Raw genomic sequence first — 19,531 nt, forward strand, 5'->3', positions numbered from 1 at the left:
GGACTCGTTTTTTTAATTCTTTCAAAAGAAATAATCAATGGTATTTATCAGGCTCCACATGTATCAAAACATGTCCCAATTCAGGAATTTCTTTTCTTAAAGTATCTTTTAACTTATGGGCTAAGTCGTGTCCTTCTTTTACCGAAATATCAGCATTGACAATCGCATGAAGATCAACATGGTATTTCATTCCTGATTTTCGAATAAAACATTTTTCGGTATCTATAATGCCTTCTACCTGAAAAGACACTTTCCGGATATGCTCTATCAAATCATCGTACAAATGTTCGTCCATAATCTCTCCGAGTGCCGGTCTGAAAATCAAATAACTGTTATAAAGAATAAATCCAGAAGCAAAAAGAGCTGCCCAATCGTCGGCTTCCTCGTAGCCTTTACCCAAAATCAAAGCAATAGAAATTCCTATGAATGCGGCAACCGAAGTGATTGCATCGCTTCTGTGGTGCCAAGCATCTGCTTTTAGCGAAGAACTATTGGTTTCGACACTTCTTTTCATAACCAGGCGAAAAGAGAATTCTTTCCAGATAATTATTGATCCTAACACAATAAGCGTCCAGGGCTTGGGCAATTCATGCGGAATGCTAATATTGGCGATACTTTCATAGGCAATGATTGTTGCCGAGGTAATCAAAAAACCCACTACCAAAAATGTTATCAATGGTTCGGCGCGACCGTGACCATAGGGATGATTGCTGTCGGCTGGTTTATTCGAATATTTGATTCCAAAGAGTACTAAAAGCGAGGCAAAAATATCTGTTGTAGACTCTATTGCATCGGCAATTAAGGCATACGAATTGCCAAAAAAACCTGCTAAGCCTTTAATAATTGCTAAGCAGGTATTTCCTATGATACTAAAATAAGTTGCCTTTACGGCTGTTTGTTCATTGTTCATTATTGGTGTTGTTGTTTATTCAACGCGAACAATGTTGGCTCCAATAGCTCTCAATCGTTCGTCAATTCTTTCGTAACCGCGATCAATTTGTTCTATATTTTGAATGGTGCTTGTTCCTTTTGCCGAAAGCGCAGCAATCAACAAGGAAATACCAGCACGAATATCTGGCGATGACATCGTTGTCGCTTTTAATTGCGACTGAAAATCATGTCCCATAACTACTGCTCTATGTGGGTCGCACAACATAATTTTGGCTCCCATATCGATTAATTTGTCTACGAAGAACAAACGGCTTTCAAACATTTTTTGATGAATCAACACATCCCCTTTTGCTTGTGTTGCCACAACCAAAACGATACTCAATAAATCAGGTGTAAACCCTGGCCATGGCGCATCGGCAACGGTAAGAATAGAACCATCAATATCCGTTTTAATTTCATATCCATCTTCATGAGAAGGAATATAAATATCATCTCCTCTGCGCTCTAATGTAATTCCTATTTTTCTAAAAGTACTAGGAATCACACCTAAGTTGTCCCAACTTACATTTTTAATGGTAATTTCACTTCTGGTCATAGCCGCAAGACCAATCCAAGAACCAATTTCAATCATGTCTGGAAGAATTCTGTGCTCACAACCGCCAAGATATTCTACTCCTTCGATAGTCAATAAATTTGATCCTACGCCAGTAATTTTGGCGCCCATAGAATTCAACATCTTGCATAATTGTTGCAAATAAGGTTCGCAAGCAGCATTATAAACCGTTGTAATTCCTTTGGCCAAAACAGCAGCCATAACAATATTAGCCGTTCCTGTTACAGACGCTTCATCAAGTAACATATGAGCACCTGTCAAACCTTCTGTAGCCTCAACTCCATAAAAATGATCTTCTCTATTGTAACGGAATTTTGCGCCTAAATTAATAAAGCCTTCAAAATGCGTATCCAATCTTCTTCTTCCAATCTTATCTCCACCCGGTTTTGGGATATATCCTTTTCCAAAACGAGCCAAAAGCGGACCAACAATCATAATAGAACCTCTCAAAGCTCCACCCTCTTTCTTAAATGCTTCGGTTTCTAGATAGCCAACATTAACTTCATCAGCCTGAAAAGTATAAGAACCGGAACCTATTTTTTGAATTTTTACACCTAAATTCCCCAAAAGGGTAATCAATTTATTGATATCAATAATATCAGGAATGTTGTTGATTGTTACTTTTTCGGGAGTTAAAAGAACCGCACACAAAATTTGTAATGCTTCATTTTTTGCTCCTTGCGGAGTAATCTCTCCCTTTAGGCGAATGCCGCCTTCTATTTTAAAAATTCCCATATTATTTTATTAAGATTATAAGGTATTTAGGCAGTCCGTTTTCGAAATTAATATAGGAAATCACCTTATATTATTCGACAATTTCACTCCTCAATTACTGATTATTTTGTTTTTTTGAAAAAGGTTTTTGTTTGGCCGTTTTCAGGTTTTTATTGCTCTGGATTTTTGGTGGTCCTGCTGGCGCAATTTTATTGGATATTCGTTTATTTGTGCGCAATAAATCTGTCGTGTTTATAAGCTCTTCTGTACTTTGACGTAAATCTAATTTACCACCAGACAATTCATACAAATGCTCAAAAATAACATCATCTTTCACCGTGTCTTTATTCCAACTCAGATAGGATTTCTTCATGTGATTGGCGATCACTTTCACCAAAGCACTTTTCATTTCGCCTTCCTCCCATTTATTGGCAACATCAATCATGTATTTAATATTATTGCCATAATATCTGTATTTGGGAAAATTTTGAGGGTATTTTAACGCATCCGGTTTCAATTGCAATACTTCGCGCGATGGTATTGGATATGGTGATTCAACATCTAATTTAAAATCAGACATAATAAAAAGCTGATCCCACAATTTATGCTGAAAATCAAGCACATCTCGCAAATGAGGATTCAAACTCCCCATAACTTGAATGATGTACTTTGCCATTTTATTTCGCTCTTCGGCATTCTCAATTGCTGTCGCCTGATCGATCAATTTTTGCAAATGACGCCCATATTCAGGAATAATTAAATGCGGTCTTTCAGCATTGTATTCCAGATGATGAACAACATCGTTCGCAATTTCTTTCTTGTATTTCGAATTCATAGGTGAATTTTATTTTGATTCTGAGTCGTTGCCAAAGCTGAAGACTATCGTTTTTACAAACGTGTGTGGGCAATAAAAAAGTACAAACTGATTATAGTGAAATAATACCTTCAATAACGGAGACTTCCTGGTACTTAGCAATTACTTCTTGAGAATCTTTCATCTGAACATCAACAGATATACTGGTAAATTTACCCGTTCTTGACTTTGTTGTTTTAATTACCGCACCCATACAATCAAAAGCCAACTCCACTCGTTCTACATTATCCTTCTCCGTAGGTACAATAAATTTAAATAGATATTCTGCCGGCCAAGTAGTACTCGAATCCAGCTCTGCTTTTAATCTATCATAAAATTCTTGAGTATTCTTATCCATTTTTATTTAAAAATTATAGCAAAGATACTGTTTCAATTGTAATTTACGAATTATGGATTATTAATTTTTTTCAAAAACAATAGTTTTAATGACAATCATTTTTTCTAATTCCAATTAGTTTGAGTAAGTTTGCGCCTTATTTTCCAAAAAAGTGCAGAAAGAAATTATAGTAATTATAGGTGGACCGGGAACTGGAAAATCCACAATCATAGACGGATTAACGGCAAAAGGCTTTTGTTGTTATCCTGAAATCTCTAGAGAAGTAACTTTGGAGGCTAAAAAACAAGGAATCGAACAACTATTTCTTGAAAAGCCTTTATTGTTCAGCGAACTGCTTCTGGAAGGAAGAAAAAAGCAATTCGCACAGGCATTAAACGAGCCTCATGATGTTGTTTTTATTGACCGGGGAATTCCTGATGTTTTAGCATACATGCACTATATTGGAGACAGTTACCCTCCTTCATTTGATGCTATTTGCAGAGAACACACCTATTCTAAAATTTTCATTTTACCACCTTGGGAAGAAATTTATGTGAGTGATGAAGCCCGTTATGAAAATTACGAACAAGCCAAATTAATCCAAAGTCACCTTATAGAAACTTATCAAGGCTACGGATACAATCTTATTGAAGTCCCAAAAGATACCGTTGATAATAGAATTCTTTTTATATTAGACAAAATTTCTAAGTAATTTAGAACTATTGGATTCTGAATTATATTTATAATTCAAAATTTGTAATTCAAAATCAAAAATTGATGTCTGAAGCATTACAAATTCTCCAAAAATACTGGAAACACGATACTTTTAGATCGCTGCAAAACGAAATTATTGATTCCGTTTTAAGCGGTCAGGACACTTTTGCGCTAATGCCAACCGGCGGAGGAAAATCGATTTGTTTTCAAATTCCGGCCATGATGAACATAGGAATTTGCTTGGTTATTTCGCCTTTGGTCGCTTTGATGAAAGATCAGGTTGCCAATTTACAACAGCGAAACATCAAGGCAATTGCATTGACGGGCGGAATAAAATCGGACGAAATGATTGATCTTTTAGACAATTGTCAGTTCGGAAATTACAAATTTCTCTATCTATCCCCAGAACGATTGCAATCTGACTGGATTCTGGACCGAATAAAAAACCTCCCTATAAATCTAATAACAATTGATGAGGCGCATTGCGTTTCGCAATGGGGGCATGATTTCCGTCCGGCCTATTTAAAGATTTCCAACTTAAAAACGCATTTTCCAAAAACACCTTTTTTAGCCTTAACAGCCACTGCGACTCCAAAAGTTAAAGAAGACATCATCAATGAATTGGGATTGCAAAAACCGCAATTGTTCCAAAAATCTTTTGCTCGCAAGAACATCGCCTATATGGTTTTTGAAGTCGAGGACAAACTTTTCAGAATAGAACAAATACTGAAAAAGAATCCTCAATCTTCAATCATATACGTACGAAACAGAAAATCATGCTTAGATATTTCGTCCCAACTGCAGTCCTTAGGATTTAAATCTACCTATTATCATGGTGGATTAACGCCAAAAGAAAAAGATAAAAACATGCAACTTTGGATGCAAAATCAAGCACAAGTAATTGTTGCCACAAATGCGTTTGGAATGGGAATTGACAAAGCCGATGTGAAAACAGTTATTCATATTCAACTTCCCGAAAACTTAGAAAATTACTATCAGGAAGCAGGTCGAGCTGGAAGAAATAACGAAAAAGCCTTTGCCGTATTATTGACCAGCCCTTCGGATATTATTCAGGCCGAAAATCAGTTCATTCATGTTCTACCCGACAAAAAATTTCTTAATCAAGTTTATCTAAAATTATCCAACTTCTTTCAGATTGCTTACGGAGAAGGAATAAACGAACAGTTTTCTTTTAATTTAAATCAATTCTGTTTAAAATATAATTTTCCTGTTTTAAAAACGTACAATGCAATGCAGTTTTTGGACAGACAAGGAATCATTACTTTGTCTCAGGAGTTCTCCGAAAAGATCACCTTACAATTTCTTATTCCTTCAAAAGAAACACTGCGTTACATGAGTTTAAATCCGAAGGATGAAGAAATTATTTTGACCATTTTGCGTACCTACCCCGGAATCCATGAAATGCCAATTCCTTTTAATCTAGAATTAATTGCAAGAAAATCAAATCATACGGAAACTCAAGTACATGCCGTTTTAGAGAAATTAAAAGAAAAAGACATCATTGAATACCATTCGAAAAACAATGATTCTAAATTAACTTTTAACGAAGTACGAGAAGATGAGAGAACAATTAGCAGAGTTTCAAAATATTTAGAAAATCAAAATGCATTAAAAAAGCAACATCTTCAATCCGTATTGAATTACATCAACGAAAAAGAAAGTTGCAAGAGCAAACTAATTTTGAGTTATTTTGGAGAAAAAACAACAGAAGATTGCGGCATTTGCTCCTATTGTATCACTAAAAAAGGGAAAAAGACAAACCATAATCTCCTTTCGAAAGAAATCATTTGTTTATTACAAACAGAAGATTTAAATTCCAGAGAGATTCAAGACAAAATCAATAATCAGTCGGAGGATGTTATCTTTGTCATTCAGCAATTATTAGAAAGAGAAAGTATCACAGTAAAATCGAACAATAAATATACCTTAAAACCATAATGGAAAAATTACGAATTGTATTTATGGGAACGCCCGAATTTGCGGTTGGAATCCTAGACACCATAATCAAAAACAACTACGAAGTTGTAGGCGTAATCACAGCTGCAGACAAACCGGCTGGACGTGGACAAAAACTAAAATACTCGGCCGTAAAAGAATACGCTTTAGAAAACAACTTAAGATTATTGCAACCTACAAATCTAAAAGACGAATCGTTTCTGGAAGAATTAAAATCCTTGAATGCCAATTTGCAAATTGTTGTTGCCTTCAGAATGTTGCCAAAAGTAGTTTGGGAGATGCCAAAGTTAGGAACCTTCAACCTTCATGCTTCACTCCTGCCTAATTATCGCGGTGCCGCACCTATTAACTGGGCTATCATAAATGGCGAAACAAAAACCGGCGTCACCACTTTCTTTATTGACGACAAAATTGACACAGGAGCGATGATTTTGAGTTCAGAAACGGATATTGACCCAAACGAGAATGCAGGACAATTGCACGACAGATTAATGAATTTAGGAAGCACAACTGTGGTGAAGACTTTAGCAATGATAGAAAAAGGCAATATAAATACCATTATTCAAAAAGAAGATGCAGACATCAAAACGGCTTACAAACTCAATAAAGAAAACTGCAAAATAGATTGGACAAAATCAGCTTTAGAGATCAATAATCTGATAAGAGGGTTAAGTCCCTATCCGGCGGCTTGGTCCATGTTTTCTGATAAAAATGAAGAATGGAACGTAAAAATATATGAGTCAAAGATAATTATTGAAAATCATGCTCATGAAGTTGGCAGTATTATTTGTTCCAAAAAAGAAATAAAAATTGCGGTTAAAAATGGATTTATCCAAATTTCGAGCTTACAATTTCCCGGAAAAAAGAGAATGACAGCATCGGAACTGTTAAACGGAATCTCTTTTTCGGAGGCTGCAAAAGCCTTTTAAAGCCACTAAAAACAGGATATAGCTATAAATAACAAGAAATACGCATTGTTTTATGAACAAAAAAAGCAAGTTATTAACAAAACAGGCTAAAATAAAAGAAAACGCTTGCGAGGTAGGTATTTCCTGCTAAATTTGTGTATTGACAATTTTTTTAACCAACATTTAACAACTATTTATTATGAACAAATCAGAATTAATCGATGCTATTGCTGCTGATGCAGGAATCACAAAGGCTGCTGCAAAATTAGCTTTAGAGTCATTTTTAGGAAACGTAGGTGGTACTTTGAAAAAAGGCGGAAGAGTATCTCTAGTAGGTTTCGGATCATGGTCAGTTTCTCCTAGAGCTGCCAGAGACGGTAGAAATCCTCAAACAGGAAAAACGATTCAAATCGCTGCGAAAAATGTTGTAAAATTCAAAGCTGGTGCTGAATTAGAAGGAACAGTAAACTAATAAAAAGTTTCAAAAACCTAATATAATTAAAACCTTCCTGATGGAGGGTTTTTTTATACACTTAAACGATTATATTTGGATTATTTTCATAGTTTTTCTTAAATTTATTATATATTTATTTTAAAAAATTACAGCGCCATGATTTCAGAAAAATTAAAAAAAGGACAACTACTTATAGCAGAGCCTTCTATAATTGGAGACTTATCATTTAATAGATCTGTGATTTTATTAGCCGATCATGACAAGCAAGGTTCCGTAGGGTTTATCATAAATAAACCACTAAAATATACGATAAACGACATCATTCCTGAAATTAACGCTAAATTCAAAGTTTACAACGGAGGGCCTGTAGAACAAGACAACTTATACTTTATTCACAACATCCCAGATTTAATTCCAAATAGCATTGAAATATCTAATGGAATCTATTGGGGCGGTGATTTCGAGTCTGCCAAGATACTTATCAATAGCGGCGAAATTAAGAAAGACAACATTCGCTTTTTCTTAGGATATACAGGCTGGGATGAAAACCAACTAGAAACAGAAATGCATGAAAATTCATGGATTAATGCTGCCAATAATTACGAAAATAAAATCATAGGCAAATCAGCTACTCATTTCTGGAAAGAGCAAATCATGGAATTAGGCGGTGATTATCTCATTTGGTCTAACGCACCCGAAAATCCTTATCTAAACTAATTTCTAAGCGATATCGTTATTTAATTTCTGTAATAATTCTGCTGCTAAAGCAACAACGAATTCCTTTTTTCGATACTTTGTGATAGGCTGTATCCCTTTTATAACATTTGTAACAAACAACTCATCTGCTTTTTGAAGATCAAACGGAGAAATTACATCTTCAACAACCTCAATACCTTCTATTTTCCTAGCCAATTCTAAAATTTGCTTTCTCATCACACCATTCAAACAACCTTCTGAAACTGGAGGAGTAATCAGCTTATTACCCATTAACATGAAAATATTTCCCTGAATCGCCTCAACTACATTCTTAGTATCATTCAACAACAAACAATTATCTAATCCATTCTCATCTGCAAAAATACTTGCAGTAATATTTAGAATTCTATTAGTGGTTTTTATAGAAGACAGCAACTGCTTTGTGACATAAAAGTCTTTATACAAATCTACTTCATATTTCTTTTGGTCAAATGAATACAAAGTGTTTTCAAGAGCTATAGCGTGAACCAAAAAAGAAACCGTTTGGGTTTTAGGCAAATAATAACCTCCATCATTTCTAAAAACAGTAATTCTGGCACGAGCTGAACCGGATACCCCAATTTTAGCTACCAAAGAAAGGATTTGTTCTTCTAGATACTCCATTGTAAAATTCATAGGAATTTCCATTCTAACAACACGCATCGACGCCATAAGCCTGAAATAATGATCTTCTAAAAAAAGAATTTTAGAATCGACGATCTTTACCGTCTCAAAAACAGCATCAGCATATAAAAAAGCACGATTACCTGTCAATATATTAGCATCCTCAGCTACAATAGCCCCATTAAAATTAATCATAAAAAAGCCCTAAATTTGATTTAGGGCAAATGTAAGTCATAAAATACAATTTTACTATACAGATCCAATAAGATGTTTAAGGTCTGAAATTTGATTTTCCCATAATAATGATGCCTCATCAACTTCATCCTTATCGGCAAAATCGACAACCATCAAAGAAACATCTTTTGTCAACTCATCCACTAAAATATGCAACTCAAAAAAATATTCAGTATCTTTTCCGTTTCCGTCGACCCATTTAAATTTCACTTTCTCTCCTGATTTTTTAGAAGCAAGCCTAGCTTTCTCCTCAGAATCGTTCCATATAAAAGTATAAAACTCCCCTCGCGAATTTACATTATCAGCAAACCATTCTGACAAACCAGAAGGAGTTGATATATATTGATATAACAATTGTGGAGAAGAATTTATAGGAAATTCGATTTCGTAACGTACTTTTTGATCCATGTGCTACATTTATTTTTTTCGAATATATAGATAATAAGCCCGAAAAAAAAATGTTTTCAAAAATATTTTTTTTTCTTCAAAATATGCTTGCGCGCTTTAATATAATTTATATATTTGCACCCGCATTCAAGGCAGTAATATTTGAAAGCATTTGGCGAGGTAGCTCAGTTGGTTAGAGCGCAGGATTCATAACCCTGAGGTCACGGGTTCAACTCCCGTCTTCGCTACAAAAACAAACCCTTAAACATCAACTGTTTAAGGGTTTTTTATTGGGATTCTATTTTGAAAATCCAGACTTCAGATCTCTCAAGTGAGGAATTGTATAAATAGGGATTCAAATATCACCAACCATTAAGCAAAAAGGTGTAAATGAAATATAGTTTTTCATTTATACCTTTTAAAAATTAATCAAATATTTTAATCTTCACTGTGAATACATAGCTATACAAAGTAAAAAAGTAACACATAGCTGTTTGATGTTTTTATCTTGTTTAAAGAAAAAAGTACTACGTTTTTAAAGTACACTACACTTTTACATCTTTGGTTACTTTAAATTGGAATTGGGTGGTCAATATCACTGGAATTTGAACATATATAAACAATGTTATGTAATTTGACTCACTTTTTTTAGTGAATCCCGATTCTCAATGCGTTTTAAACTTCCATGTTTGACCTATCGTTTCCCCACCCTTATTATCTTTAACTACGACTTTCCAATAATATTCTTTTGAAGGAAGTACATCAACATCTAAAGTATTGGTTGCTAAGTTTCCATTTACTTTTGATATAGGTGGATTGTCCGTTCCAAAAAACACATCATAAGTAAGTATGTCGCTTGTATCAACATCGCTTGCACTCCATTTCAATGTTGCTTTTGTTGTACTTAATTCGGAATTTAAACTTGGTTGTACAAGATCTGGTGAAAAAGGCAAATGATTTACGATTGCCACGACTTCCGTATAAAAATTATATGTTGAGGAATAACTACTGGATAAACTTTTGCTATCCGTTGCTTTTACTCTCCAATAATATGCGATTCCTTTTTCTAATAAAATAGTTTGATAATTTACAGGACTTTCTAATGTCTTTACAATTTGCGAAAATTGATTGTCCTTTGCCACTTGTATTTGATAGGTTATGGGATCTTTATTAGAGTCCGTAGACACATCCCACTGAAAATTAACCGAACTATCAATACATAATTTATTATTTGTTGGAGCGACTAATATTGGTGTTGTTGGTGCCGTATTTTTAGGCACCAGAACCGGATCATCTCCGCCACCGCCACAAGAAATTAACATAAAACCAATAAAAGATATATATAGATACTTTTTCATGTATAAATAATATTTATTCTTTAATGTAACATGGTATCGCCATTCTTCATAATTGTTTGTGTTTTTTGAATTATGGGATTCCTTTTTCATTTTTTTATGATTTTTAGAAATATAGGTGTGTCCAAATATATTTTTATAATATAAATCCCAGCCGATTCATTTTCAAGGTTTAGCTGTACTTTTTGGCTTACTATAGGATAGCTTTTTTTAAAAATTAATTGAGAAGTTATGGTGTACAAATCTATAACAACTTTGTTTCTGGAGATAGGCAATGCAATTTCAAATATTCCGGTTGTTGGATTTGGGAATGATGAAATGGAACCTAATAAATCATCCATTCCCTTTGAATAAATTCCTTCACAGGGTTTAGCTGTTTTTACTTCTAACAAATCGCCTTGTTTTACATCAATCGAAAAAGTTGGGGATTGGGTTTCAAACTGCGCTACCCTATTTACAAAAATTTGGTAAGGGGCTGTCCCCTCAACTATTTCAACTGAAACTTTGTTTGAGGACATACTTAATTTTCCTGTCACAGTTGTGCCCTTTGTAATAACAATACTATAACATTGCTCAAATTTTTTCCCTATAACCGTAATACAAACATTATAAATACCTGGGGCTAAATTTGAAACAGATAAGTTGTTATTAGTAAAATTATAACTTGTCCCATTTATAGTGGCTACATAGTCATGTGTTTCAGCAGCATTTATAATTAGTTCCCCATTGTTTTTATTTGTACAAGTTTCGCCTTTTATCTCAATGTTAAAATTATTTGAAGGCAAAGTAAAGTCTTTCATTGGACTAACGGTTATCATTACTGTTACGATATTACTATCTGAATTACCATCATTTGCCTTATAGCTAAAGCTATCAGAAATAGTTTCAGAACCATTGTGAACATAACTGAATGTTCCGTTGTCATTCAATATCAAAGTTCCATTGCTCACCCCTGAAACCAGAATTGCTGTAAGGATGTTATTTTCCGCATCAGTATCGTTTATCAGCACATTGGTTGAACCGCCAGCAAGAGTAGTAGCAGTGCCACCTTGTACAACAGTAATTTGGTCTGCAACAGCTATTGGCGCATCATTCACCGGACTAACAATTATTGTTACCGTAACGATATTACTATCTGAATTCCCATCATTTGCTTTATAGCTAAAACTATCCGAAATAGTTTCAGAACCATCGTGAGTGTAAGAAAAAGTTCCGTTGCTATTCAATATCAAAGCTCCATTGCTTACATCAGAAACCAATATTGCCGTTAGTGCATTATTCTCCGCATCGGCATCGTTTGTCAACACACTGCTTGCTCCACCAACAAGAGTTACAATAGTTTCTCCTTCGGCGACCGTAATTTGGTCTGCAACAGCTATTGGCGTAACATTCACTGGACTAACGGTTATCATTACTGTTACGATATTACTATCTGAATTACCATCATTTGCCTTATAGCTAAAGCTATCAGAAGTAGTTTTAGAACCATTGTGAACATAACTGAATGTTCCATTACCGTTCAATATCAATGTCCCATTGCTAACCCCTGAAACCAGAATTGCTGTAAGGATGTTATTTTCCGCATCGGTATCGTTTATCAGCACATTGGTTGAACCGCCAGCAAGAGTAGTAGCGGTGCCACCTTGCACGACCGTAATTTGTTCTGCAACAGCTATTGGCGCATCATTGAGTGTTATTTTTCCGTCTTCCAAAGCTAAACTACTGATGTTTTGATTTGTGGTGTTACTTAAAATCACATTGGAATAAATAAAAGAATAATTTCCGGAAACAAGATTGGAAGTCAAAGATACTGGGAAATTTATAATGGATTCGGTTCCTGCACTTAGGGATGAGTTAGAGAAGCTATATAACAATATCCTATATTTATTTGCACTTAATAGAGAAGCTGACACATTAAAACCTCCGGACCTAGACGTAGTTGTGAGATTAGAGGACTGTAAGTCAAACCCCAAAGGCAACTCGACATCAAACTGAATAGCCCTTACCGCATCAGTATTCATTAGTAGAATCGAAAAATTATTTAATTGATTTTTAATACCCACCTGATTTTTAACCATCAAATAATTGGGAGAAAAAATAGTGGACTGAACGTTTAGTATTTTTTGCAAATCAGGGCCGTTGTATCTAAAAGAAACCGTTTCCGAAAAAGAGCCTGTATTAGTTGGCTTAAAACTAAGTGCTACCATTTTACTTGCTCCAGGCAAAATTTCAATGGGTAAAGACGCCTCTATCTCAATCTGACCCGAAGATTTAACAATTGAATCTATTATTAGCAATGAAGAGCCTGTATTGTATAATGTTAGGTCACTTGTTCTTGATTCAGTAATAGGGACGTTTCCGTAAGACAGAGTGGCATTGTCTATGGTAAGATTCGGTGAGTTAATTTGAACAAAACCGTTGAAAGAATCGGATTCAATATTACCCAAAGTAGCGTTTGAAAGAATTGGATTTGAAATGTTCAAATTATAAGTCCCTGATGCTACTGCTGGTTTTAATTTGAATCGGAACAACTCTCCATCTTTTCCATTAAAATCTTTGTTTGAACTTGAATAGGCAATAAACCGCAATGTGTTTCCATTTATAATAGAGGCACTAATGGTGTGTGCGTTAGACCGTTGTGATGGTATGATAGAATTATTCACATACGAGATATCGGCAGGGAGCAAAACATCAAATTGAAACCCATTAAAGAGCTCCATATTATTGACATAAACAGGGATTTCAATTTCTGTATTAATGACACCACTCCCGTTCCCGATATGGATTTCATTTACAGCATACACCGTTGCACTTAAATCAACAGTTCGAATGTTTCTGATGGGATCCGGATCATTATTTTGAAATCCTAGATTTAACGTAGTATTTATTTTGGCAGTAGTGTTTAACCCAACCGTTATATTTTTAGTTTCGTTTGGACTAATGGTAATCGGATACGAATCAACAATAGTAAAGGGCGCAATCGTAGTATTTCCGTTAAGAACTAATGGGAGGTTACCGGTGTTTTGAATTGAAATTTGTTGTGTTGGGGTACTTCCGATTGGAACTCTACCAAAATTCAAACTAGTGGTCAAAAGGCTAAGTATTGACCCTTTTACCATAACATTTTGATTGATGCCCGAGATAAGTATCGCTGTACTAGTGGCAGAAGAACCCACAACATTATTAAAACCACAATTAAAAGTACCAGGCAGCGTTTTAGACTTCATTTTAAGTCGCAGCAGTAAACCAGAGCCCGGATTTAGAACTGCATTGGATGTAGAGAAAATGATAACCCGAACTACCCCCGGCGAAGGGGTGCTTACCGAAAGGGAATGATTGGGAGCTGCACTGGTTAATTCATGTCCGCTGAGCAATGCAAAAGCAGTTGCGTTATAATTGATGTCAAATTGCAAAGCGGCAATATTATCCTGATTTTGCAATGAAACATTTAAATCAAAATCCGTGTTGGTTCCTACTTCAACAGCTTGAACGGAAAGCGTGTTTTGCGCATAGAATTTTAGAGGAGCGACCGTAAAAAAAGCAAGGAGTAAATATATTTTTAATTTCATTGTTATTTTTTAACAATTATTTTTTTAACAATACGGTCTTTCAGCTCTCCATTTCTTTCCACATCCATGACTAAGATGTATATGTTATTACTAAGGCTATTTAATTCCAGGTTTGCAGTGCTGTATCCCGAGGTGTTTTTAAAATGATTTTGATTCCATACTCTTTGTCCTAATAAGTCAAAAACACTGAATGTAACATTATCCATTTTTTCGGGCAGGTAATATTCTATATTTACGGTTCCGCTTGTTGGATTAGGAGACAAACTGGTAATTACAGAAAAATTAGTTTGCAAAGGAGCTATAATATCAGGAATCGCATTTTTATTGTATAATGCGTTTAGTTTGTTGCCATTTGGCATTCCGACTACTGCCTTATTAATATCAAGAAGCCCCACAATACCAGCATTTTTCGTCAATAATTTTGTCTTTCCAGCTGGGATAGCCAAACCATTAAAGCTATAAATCATAATTACTTTTTGGTTATCTTGTTGGTATGAAATCGATTCAAAACTAGTAATAGCATCTGATTTTGAATATACAAAATCCGTATTAAAAGCTAATTGTAGTCCGCCAATTGCGTGTTTTGATTCTACAAACAAATCATTCCCTTCCCAATACAACACGGCATCACCAACTGCCTCTTTGGAGTAATATGCAATTTTGTTTTTGGTAGATGCAATTCTTCCTGCCTTTGGATTTAAAATAATATCAACGGTGCCCACGATATCCAATACATTGATAGATTGGTCTGCATTAACATCCGCCGCTTTGAAAATAAATGGGGTTGGGTTGTTACCCAAAATATAATCTACGGACTGAACCAAATCCATCACGTTCACGCTTAAATCACCATTTCCGTCTCCAAGTTTAGAAGTTAGGGGACTCGAAGCCACAGTCATCGAATAATCGGTTTCCTCAAAACTGGTTCTAAGGATTTTGTATTTGTAGTAGTACGTTTTTCCTTCTAGGACATCAAAGTCAGTATAAGTTGGTGCATCAATAAGTGTTTGGTTAATCTTTACAGGTTCTGTAAATGTTCCGTTTGTATTTGCTTTGTAACGATACATATTGTAACCCAAAACATCTTCAAGAACAGTACCGGATGGTGCGTCCCAATCCAATGCAATCTTGCCCAGTCCGGGAGTGGCCCCAAAACCTACTGAGGCAGAGCCCGCACTTTGAACCAGCATATTAAACCTGTAATCCTCAACAGGGATGTCAAAATAATCCAAGTCTCTGGCTCCCTGTACTCGTATTCTGTTGATACCATCGGCAACACCTATTTTCACCTCGTGGGTTACGCTATAAATTTTACCATCTGGCGACCAGGCACCTTTTTCTGAAATGATTTTTTGCGTGTAAGGTTCACGGACTCCGTAACTTATCTGGGGTGAATAATTGGTGTCCATTGCTCTATTGAAATAAACTTTGAATTCATGATTTCCTATTCCAACTGGATCCATTTGCTCATACTCATCTTGGGAGTCTTTATCATTCACGAGTACTTTCCATACGATGCCGTGGTTTTCTTCATAAGGTATCTTGGAAATATTATTCATGTTCATTAATCCCGAAAATTTAGAATTATTTAATGCATCCTGGACTTCTCTTCTATATTTAGATATATCACTTGTTCCTAAATATGCAAAAATTGGATATGATGTTCCAGGATTTAGAACAGAAAAAGACACTGGGTTATGGAAAATATTAATATCTTCATTATTTAGACTATTTGAATCCCCGCTTAATGTTAACCCCGCCCAATCTGAACCACCAAGTTGATCATTATTGATGATATTCATGTTTTTGAAAGAGTCTCTTTGATTTAAAAATGTATAAAATCTATTGTAGTATATATTAGATTTACTTATAAATGATTCACCAGAACTTGAAAAAATACTACTCGCAGAGCAATCATTTATTAATAGATTTGTACCTATAAGATTTCTAACTGATCCACTGTAATTTGAGAATAAATTATCGTAGGTATAATATGGAGTTCGATGTATCCCTTCAATCCTCACAAATTCAAGAATTGATTTATTGACATTCCCACTATTAAAAAGGAAGCCTTCCCAACCATTATTTTCATTTTTAAAAACAATGAAGGCATCTTTTGTACCCATAGCTACTACTCGTGCATTATCAAAAACACTTATTTTCTTGCCATCTGCAATTTTCAGGACAGTCCCAGGAAGAATTGTAATTGTTGCATTCTCGGAAAAAATCACATTATCCGACACAAGATATTCTTTATCTGGGGTTAGGATCATATTCTGATTTATAACTCCAAATAAAAGGATTGAATTCTTTACATTAATCACATATTCCGTAGAAGTCAAATAATCTTTATTTGGACCTGACCAAACTTTCAAATTAAACTTGATGTTGACATTATTGGCTACATTTGGGGCAATTTTTATTTTCAGTGATTTTGTTAAATCTTGGAGGCTTGCATAGGCTGTTATGGAACCAATGGTAATCTCACTTTCCATAATGGTCGCTTTGGTTTGGTCTTCAAATTCGGCAAATTCTATACCTACTCTCACATCATTTGTGGGTCCCCAGTAATTTTTTACTAAAGGCAAAATGTCGATTATTTCATTGGGTTCCAGAAAGCCATTCCCATTTTGACCGTCACTATTGTCTTTGTTAATAGCAGAAAGTATTTTTAATTCTGGAGTAGGCGTAACTTCAATCGCCGCTTTGAAGTTTACAAAGGATGCTGAAGTGTTTATCAAATTACCAAACAAGAGTTCTTTACTGTCATTTGGTTTTTGTTGTAAATATAATGCAATACCTCCGGAAACTAAAGGAGCTGCCATAGAAGTACCCGTCAAAGAACGATAGCCTCCATCTGGTACCGTACTCATAATTCCTGAACCGGGGGCTTTTAATTCGTAATTTAACAAATTAGGATATCCTGAAAATATCGATCCATCCTGATCATAGTTAGAGTATTTAGCAAGGTCTTGCACTCCTAAAACGAAAGAATACGCCCCTGGGTAAAAAGGCATACCCGGTAGTCCGTCATCACATCTACCAGGACCTATGCACAGTCCATTATTCCCAGCCGCCGCTACCAATACGCTGGTCGCATAGGCATTTTCCAATGCATTACGCATCGTTATGGATTCCACAAAAGAACCAAAACTCATGTTTATTATTTTTGCGCCATTATTACTGGCATATTGTATCGCCAATGCGATAGTGCTGGCGTTACCCTCACCATTGCTTTGAAATACTTTCAAAGCCATCAGTTTTACATTCCATACCGCACCGGCAATACCAAGATTGTTTCCGCCAGCCGCACCAGCAATACCTGCCACGTGGGTTCCATGCATGTTATCATCTAGTGGTGCATTATCATTATTGATAAAATCCCAACCTCTAATATCATCAATAAAGCCATTACCATCATCATCATATCCTTCAATACCATTTAGTTCTTCCTTATTTATCCAAATATTGTCTTTCAAATCAGGATGATTGTAGTCTACTCCTGTATCTAAAATAGCTATTGTTTGCGAACCATTACCCGTTCCATAAGTATCCCAAACTTCATTAATGTGTGTAGCTGAAATGTTCGATTGTTGGCTGTATAAAGGGTCATTTGGAGCGACAAGGGCAGCAGTGTTGTTTTTTAGTTTTTTTATTTCGTATTCAGTATAGATTTTAGAATCTACCGTAAAGTCATTTACACTAAAGGAATAATCCGGTTCGGCGTACTCTACACTTGGATTTTTTTTAAGATTTTCAGCAAGTGTCAAAACATTTTCTTGTTTGTCTTTTAAGTCCAATACGAAGGTATTTTTTAAAGAGTGAACTTCCTTCAATCGACTGTCTTTGAAATCAGTTTGTTTTCGCATCGTACTTTTCTCAACAGATTGCTGCGTAAACATTACTGTTGAACTCGAAACTTTACCTTCTATACCCAAAAGTTTACCTATGTTTTCACTTGTAGAACCAATACCTTTGCTGGTATAGGAAACCTTGGCGTTCACATTGTCTTTTAATTTTACTATGATCTTTCCAGGAACGAAGTTCATCATGTCTTGACGCGGATTGCGTTGCTGTGCCCAAATAAAAGGTGAAACCAATAGGAGTAGAAGTAAAGTTTTTTTCATAATTAAGAATCAATTATAAGTAGAAATAAGGGCTTTTAATGTATAAATTGTATAAGCACTTTGTTTGGTCTAATCACCAATAACTTATGTAAATTTCATGTTAAAAATTATATAATTATACAAATATAAACAATTAGGTTAACATTACTTTACGGCTTCCCACAAACGGTTGTTTTTTCGAATCATTATTAGACATATTTCTAATATACTAGATAAAGCAGGATATTGATCTTATGGTTAATAAATTAATTTAAAAAACCATTTTGGAACTAAGGAGTGAGGAAAACAAGTGAGGAAAAGTATAAAAAACAATAAAAACCTATTTTTATTAAAAAGACAAACACCTAATAATCAAAGTGTTTACAAAATAAAAATTATCCAATTTCAATTTTCATAACCCTGAGGTCACGGGTTCAACTCCCGTCTTCGCTACAAAACCGGACAGATGAGAAAACAACTCATTTGTTTGGTTTTTTTTATTATGTAAGTCATTGTTTATCAAAAAGATAACACTCTAAATCACATTAGTTCTTTGGGTTCGATATGTACTTCCGTCGAATTCCAGTTTTTCGGGATATATTGAACTTATTACGGAACGTTTAGTTTCAATATCTCCGTTTTTGTATAGTATTGATAAGTGAGTCAGCGCCTTTAAAGCGAGGTCAAGCTTATTTTTTATATTTAATTCCTTTTGCTCAGCCATTTGTCTAGTCAATTCTTCCTCCAGCTCCTCACTGCGTCTTTGAGCTTTTTTTCTAATTCGTGAATTTTTGCTTGCTCTGGAGTTTGTTTTAAATTTCCTTTTCCATGGAAACTTCCTTCTCCAAAGGTCTCAAATTCTTTGCGCCATTTATATAATTGTGGGGCTGTTATACCTAATTCTCTTGCATGCTCTGAAACATTGGTTCTGTCATAGCTCAGTTGAACTGCCTGTTCTTTAAAACTGGCATCATAAATTTTACGGACTTTTTTCATAAGTTAAAATTAAGATTATTTCTTAACTTTCTGTGTAGGCTAAGTTAGCATGTCCAACTTTTCA

Annotated in this window: 15 protein-coding genes and 1 tRNA gene; 6 read left to right on the forward strand and 10 right to left on the reverse strand. The window is 35.0% G+C overall.

What is annotated here, in order from left to right:
- Window positions 1-34 precede the first annotated feature (34 nt).
- The 4 genes from LNP19_RS00680 to LNP19_RS00695 form a co-directional block, all read right to left on the reverse strand.
- Window positions 35-910, reverse strand: a complete 876-nt coding sequence (locus LNP19_RS00680; protein WP_230062899.1) for a cation diffusion facilitator family transporter — start codon at window positions 908-910, stop codon at window positions 35-37.
- A 15-nt stretch (window positions 911-925) separates the two neighbouring features.
- On the reverse strand, window positions 926-2,239 hold the full coding sequence (gene murA, locus LNP19_RS00685; protein WP_230062900.1) for a UDP-N-acetylglucosamine 1-carboxyvinyltransferase: 1,314 nt from the start codon (window positions 2,237-2,239) through the stop codon (window positions 926-928).
- Window positions 2,240-2,333: 94 nt separating this feature from the next.
- Window positions 2,334-3,053, reverse strand: a complete 720-nt coding sequence (locus tag LNP19_RS00690) for a DUF4290 domain-containing protein (protein WP_230062901.1) — start codon at window positions 3,051-3,053, stop codon at window positions 2,334-2,336.
- Window positions 3,054-3,144: 91 nt separating this feature from the next.
- Entirely contained in the window at window positions 3,145-3,429 is a 285-nt protein-coding gene (locus LNP19_RS00695; protein ID WP_230062902.1) for a DUF493 family protein, read from the reverse strand.
- 151 nt (window positions 3,430-3,580) lie between these two features.
- On the opposite strand from LNP19_RS00695, the gene LNP19_RS00700 reads away from it, so the two are divergent.
- The 5 genes from LNP19_RS00700 (at window position 3,581) to LNP19_RS00720 (ending at window position 8,178) form a co-directional block, all read left to right on the forward strand.
- Window positions 3,581-4,120 (forward strand): AAA family ATPase, encoded by a 540-nt coding sequence (locus LNP19_RS00700; protein WP_230062903.1) that lies wholly within the window; start codon window positions 3,581-3,583, stop codon window positions 4,118-4,120.
- A 65-nt stretch (window positions 4,121-4,185) separates the two neighbouring features.
- Window positions 4,186-6,081: a RecQ family ATP-dependent DNA helicase gene (locus tag LNP19_RS00705; RefSeq protein WP_230062904.1), complete on the forward strand. Its 1,896-nt coding sequence runs from the start codon at window positions 4,186-4,188 to the stop codon at window positions 6,079-6,081.
- On the forward strand, window positions 6,081-7,028 hold the full coding sequence (gene fmt / locus LNP19_RS00710) for a methionyl-tRNA formyltransferase (protein ID WP_230062905.1): 948 nt from the start codon (window positions 6,081-6,083) through the stop codon (window positions 7,026-7,028). Before LNP19_RS00705 ends, fmt begins: the two co-directional genes overlap by 1 nt.
- 178 nt (window positions 7,029-7,206) lie before the next feature.
- A complete protein-coding gene (locus tag LNP19_RS00715) occupies window positions 7,207-7,479 on the forward strand; it encodes an HU family DNA-binding protein (protein WP_230062906.1) in 273 nt (90 codons plus the stop codon).
- A 138-nt stretch (window positions 7,480-7,617) separates the two neighbouring features.
- Window positions 7,618-8,178, forward strand: coding sequence for a YqgE/AlgH family protein (locus tag LNP19_RS00720; RefSeq protein ID WP_230062907.1), 561 nt, complete (start codon window positions 7,618-7,620; stop codon window positions 8,176-8,178).
- A 3-nt stretch (window positions 8,179-8,181) separates the two neighbouring features.
- On the opposite strand, the gene LNP19_RS00725 is transcribed toward LNP19_RS00720, so the two are convergent.
- Window positions 8,182-9,015 (reverse strand): aminotransferase class IV, encoded by an 834-nt coding sequence (locus tag LNP19_RS00725; protein ID WP_230062908.1) that lies wholly within the window; start codon window positions 9,013-9,015, stop codon window positions 8,182-8,184.
- A 54-nt stretch (window positions 9,016-9,069) separates the two neighbouring features.
- Entirely contained in the window at window positions 9,070-9,462 is a 393-nt protein-coding gene (locus LNP19_RS00730) for an START-like domain-containing protein (RefSeq protein WP_230062909.1), read from the reverse strand.
- Window positions 9,463-9,615: 153 nt separating this feature from the next.
- Here LNP19_RS00730 and LNP19_RS00735 point away from each other — a divergent pair.
- Window positions 9,616-9,689: transfer RNA gene (locus LNP19_RS00735), tRNA-Met, on the forward strand.
- Window positions 9,690-10,106: 417 nt separating this feature from the next.
- On the opposite strand, the gene LNP19_RS00740 is transcribed toward LNP19_RS00735, so the two are convergent.
- The 4 genes from LNP19_RS00740 to LNP19_RS00755 form a co-directional block, all read right to left on the reverse strand.
- The gene (locus LNP19_RS00740) at window positions 10,107-10,889 is read right to left on the reverse strand and encodes a glycoside hydrolase family 78 protein (RefSeq protein ID WP_230062910.1); all 783 of its coding nucleotides are present in this window, start codon (window positions 10,887-10,889) and stop codon (window positions 10,107-10,109) included.
- Window positions 10,886-14,365, reverse strand: a complete 3,480-nt coding sequence (locus LNP19_RS00745) for an Ig-like domain-containing protein (RefSeq protein ID WP_230062911.1) — start codon at window positions 14,363-14,365, stop codon at window positions 10,886-10,888. The genes LNP19_RS00740 and LNP19_RS00745 overlap by 4 nt, the downstream gene beginning before the upstream one ends.
- Window positions 14,366-14,367: 2 nt before the next feature.
- Window positions 14,368-18,492, reverse strand: coding sequence for a S8 family serine peptidase (locus LNP19_RS00750; protein WP_230062912.1), 4,125 nt, complete (start codon window positions 18,490-18,492; stop codon window positions 14,368-14,370).
- Between the two features lie 711 nt (window positions 18,493-19,203).
- Window positions 19,204-19,467, reverse strand: coding sequence for a transposase (locus tag LNP19_RS00755; RefSeq protein WP_230062913.1), 264 nt, complete (start codon window positions 19,465-19,467; stop codon window positions 19,204-19,206).
- Between the last annotated feature and the right edge of the window lie 64 nt (window positions 19,468-19,531).

Source organism: Flavobacterium acetivorans, assembly GCF_020911885.1.
GTDB classification, from domain to species: Bacteria; Bacteroidota; Bacteroidia; order Flavobacteriales; family Flavobacteriaceae; genus Flavobacterium; species Flavobacterium acetivorans.

What these genes read in the sequence shown, in the direction of transcription:
- LNP19_RS00695 (WP_230062902.1), bottom strand. Translation starts at nt 3,429, where the DNA reads ATGGATAAGAATACTCAAGAATTTTATGATAGATTAAAAGCAGAGCTG.
- LNP19_RS00720 (WP_230062907.1), top strand. Translation starts at nt 7,618, where the DNA reads ATGATTTCAGAAAAATTAAAAAAAGGACAACTACTTATAGCAGAGCCT.
- LNP19_RS00705 (WP_230062904.1), top strand. Translation starts at nt 4,186, where the DNA reads ATGTCTGAAGCATTACAAATTCTCCAAAAATACTGGAAACACGATACT.
- LNP19_RS00740 (WP_230062910.1), bottom strand. Translation starts at nt 10,889, where the DNA reads ATGAAAAAGGAATCCCATAATTCAAAAAACACAAACAATTATGAAGAA.
- LNP19_RS00715 (WP_230062906.1), top strand. Translation starts at nt 7,207, where the DNA reads ATGAACAAATCAGAATTAATCGATGCTATTGCTGCTGATGCAGGAATC.
- LNP19_RS00680 (WP_230062899.1), bottom strand. Translation starts at nt 910, where the DNA reads ATGAACAATGAACAAACAGCCGTAAAGGCAACTTATTTTAGTATCATA.
- LNP19_RS00730 (WP_230062909.1), bottom strand. Translation starts at nt 9,462, where the DNA reads ATGGATCAAAAAGTACGTTACGAAATCGAATTTCCTATAAATTCTTCT.
- LNP19_RS00690 (WP_230062901.1), bottom strand. Translation starts at nt 3,053, where the DNA reads ATGAATTCGAAATACAAGAAAGAAATTGCGAACGATGTTGTTCATCAT.
- LNP19_RS00755 (WP_230062913.1), bottom strand. Translation starts at nt 19,467, where the DNA reads ATGAAAAAAGTCCGTAAAATTTATGATGCCAGTTTTAAAGAACAGGCA.
- murA (WP_230062900.1), bottom strand. Translation starts at nt 2,239, where the DNA reads ATGGGAATTTTTAAAATAGAAGGCGGCATTCGCCTAAAGGGAGAGATT.
- LNP19_RS00745 (WP_230062911.1), bottom strand. Translation starts at nt 14,365, where the DNA reads ATGAAATTAAAAATATATTTACTCCTTGCTTTTTTTACGGTCGCTCCT.
- LNP19_RS00725 (WP_230062908.1), bottom strand. Translation starts at nt 9,015, where the DNA reads ATGATTAATTTTAATGGGGCTATTGTAGCTGAGGATGCTAATATATTG.
- LNP19_RS00750 (WP_230062912.1), bottom strand. Translation starts at nt 18,492, where the DNA reads ATGAAAAAAACTTTACTTCTACTCCTATTGGTTTCACCTTTTATTTGG.
- fmt (WP_230062905.1), top strand. Translation starts at nt 6,081, where the DNA reads ATGGAAAAATTACGAATTGTATTTATGGGAACGCCCGAATTTGCGGTT.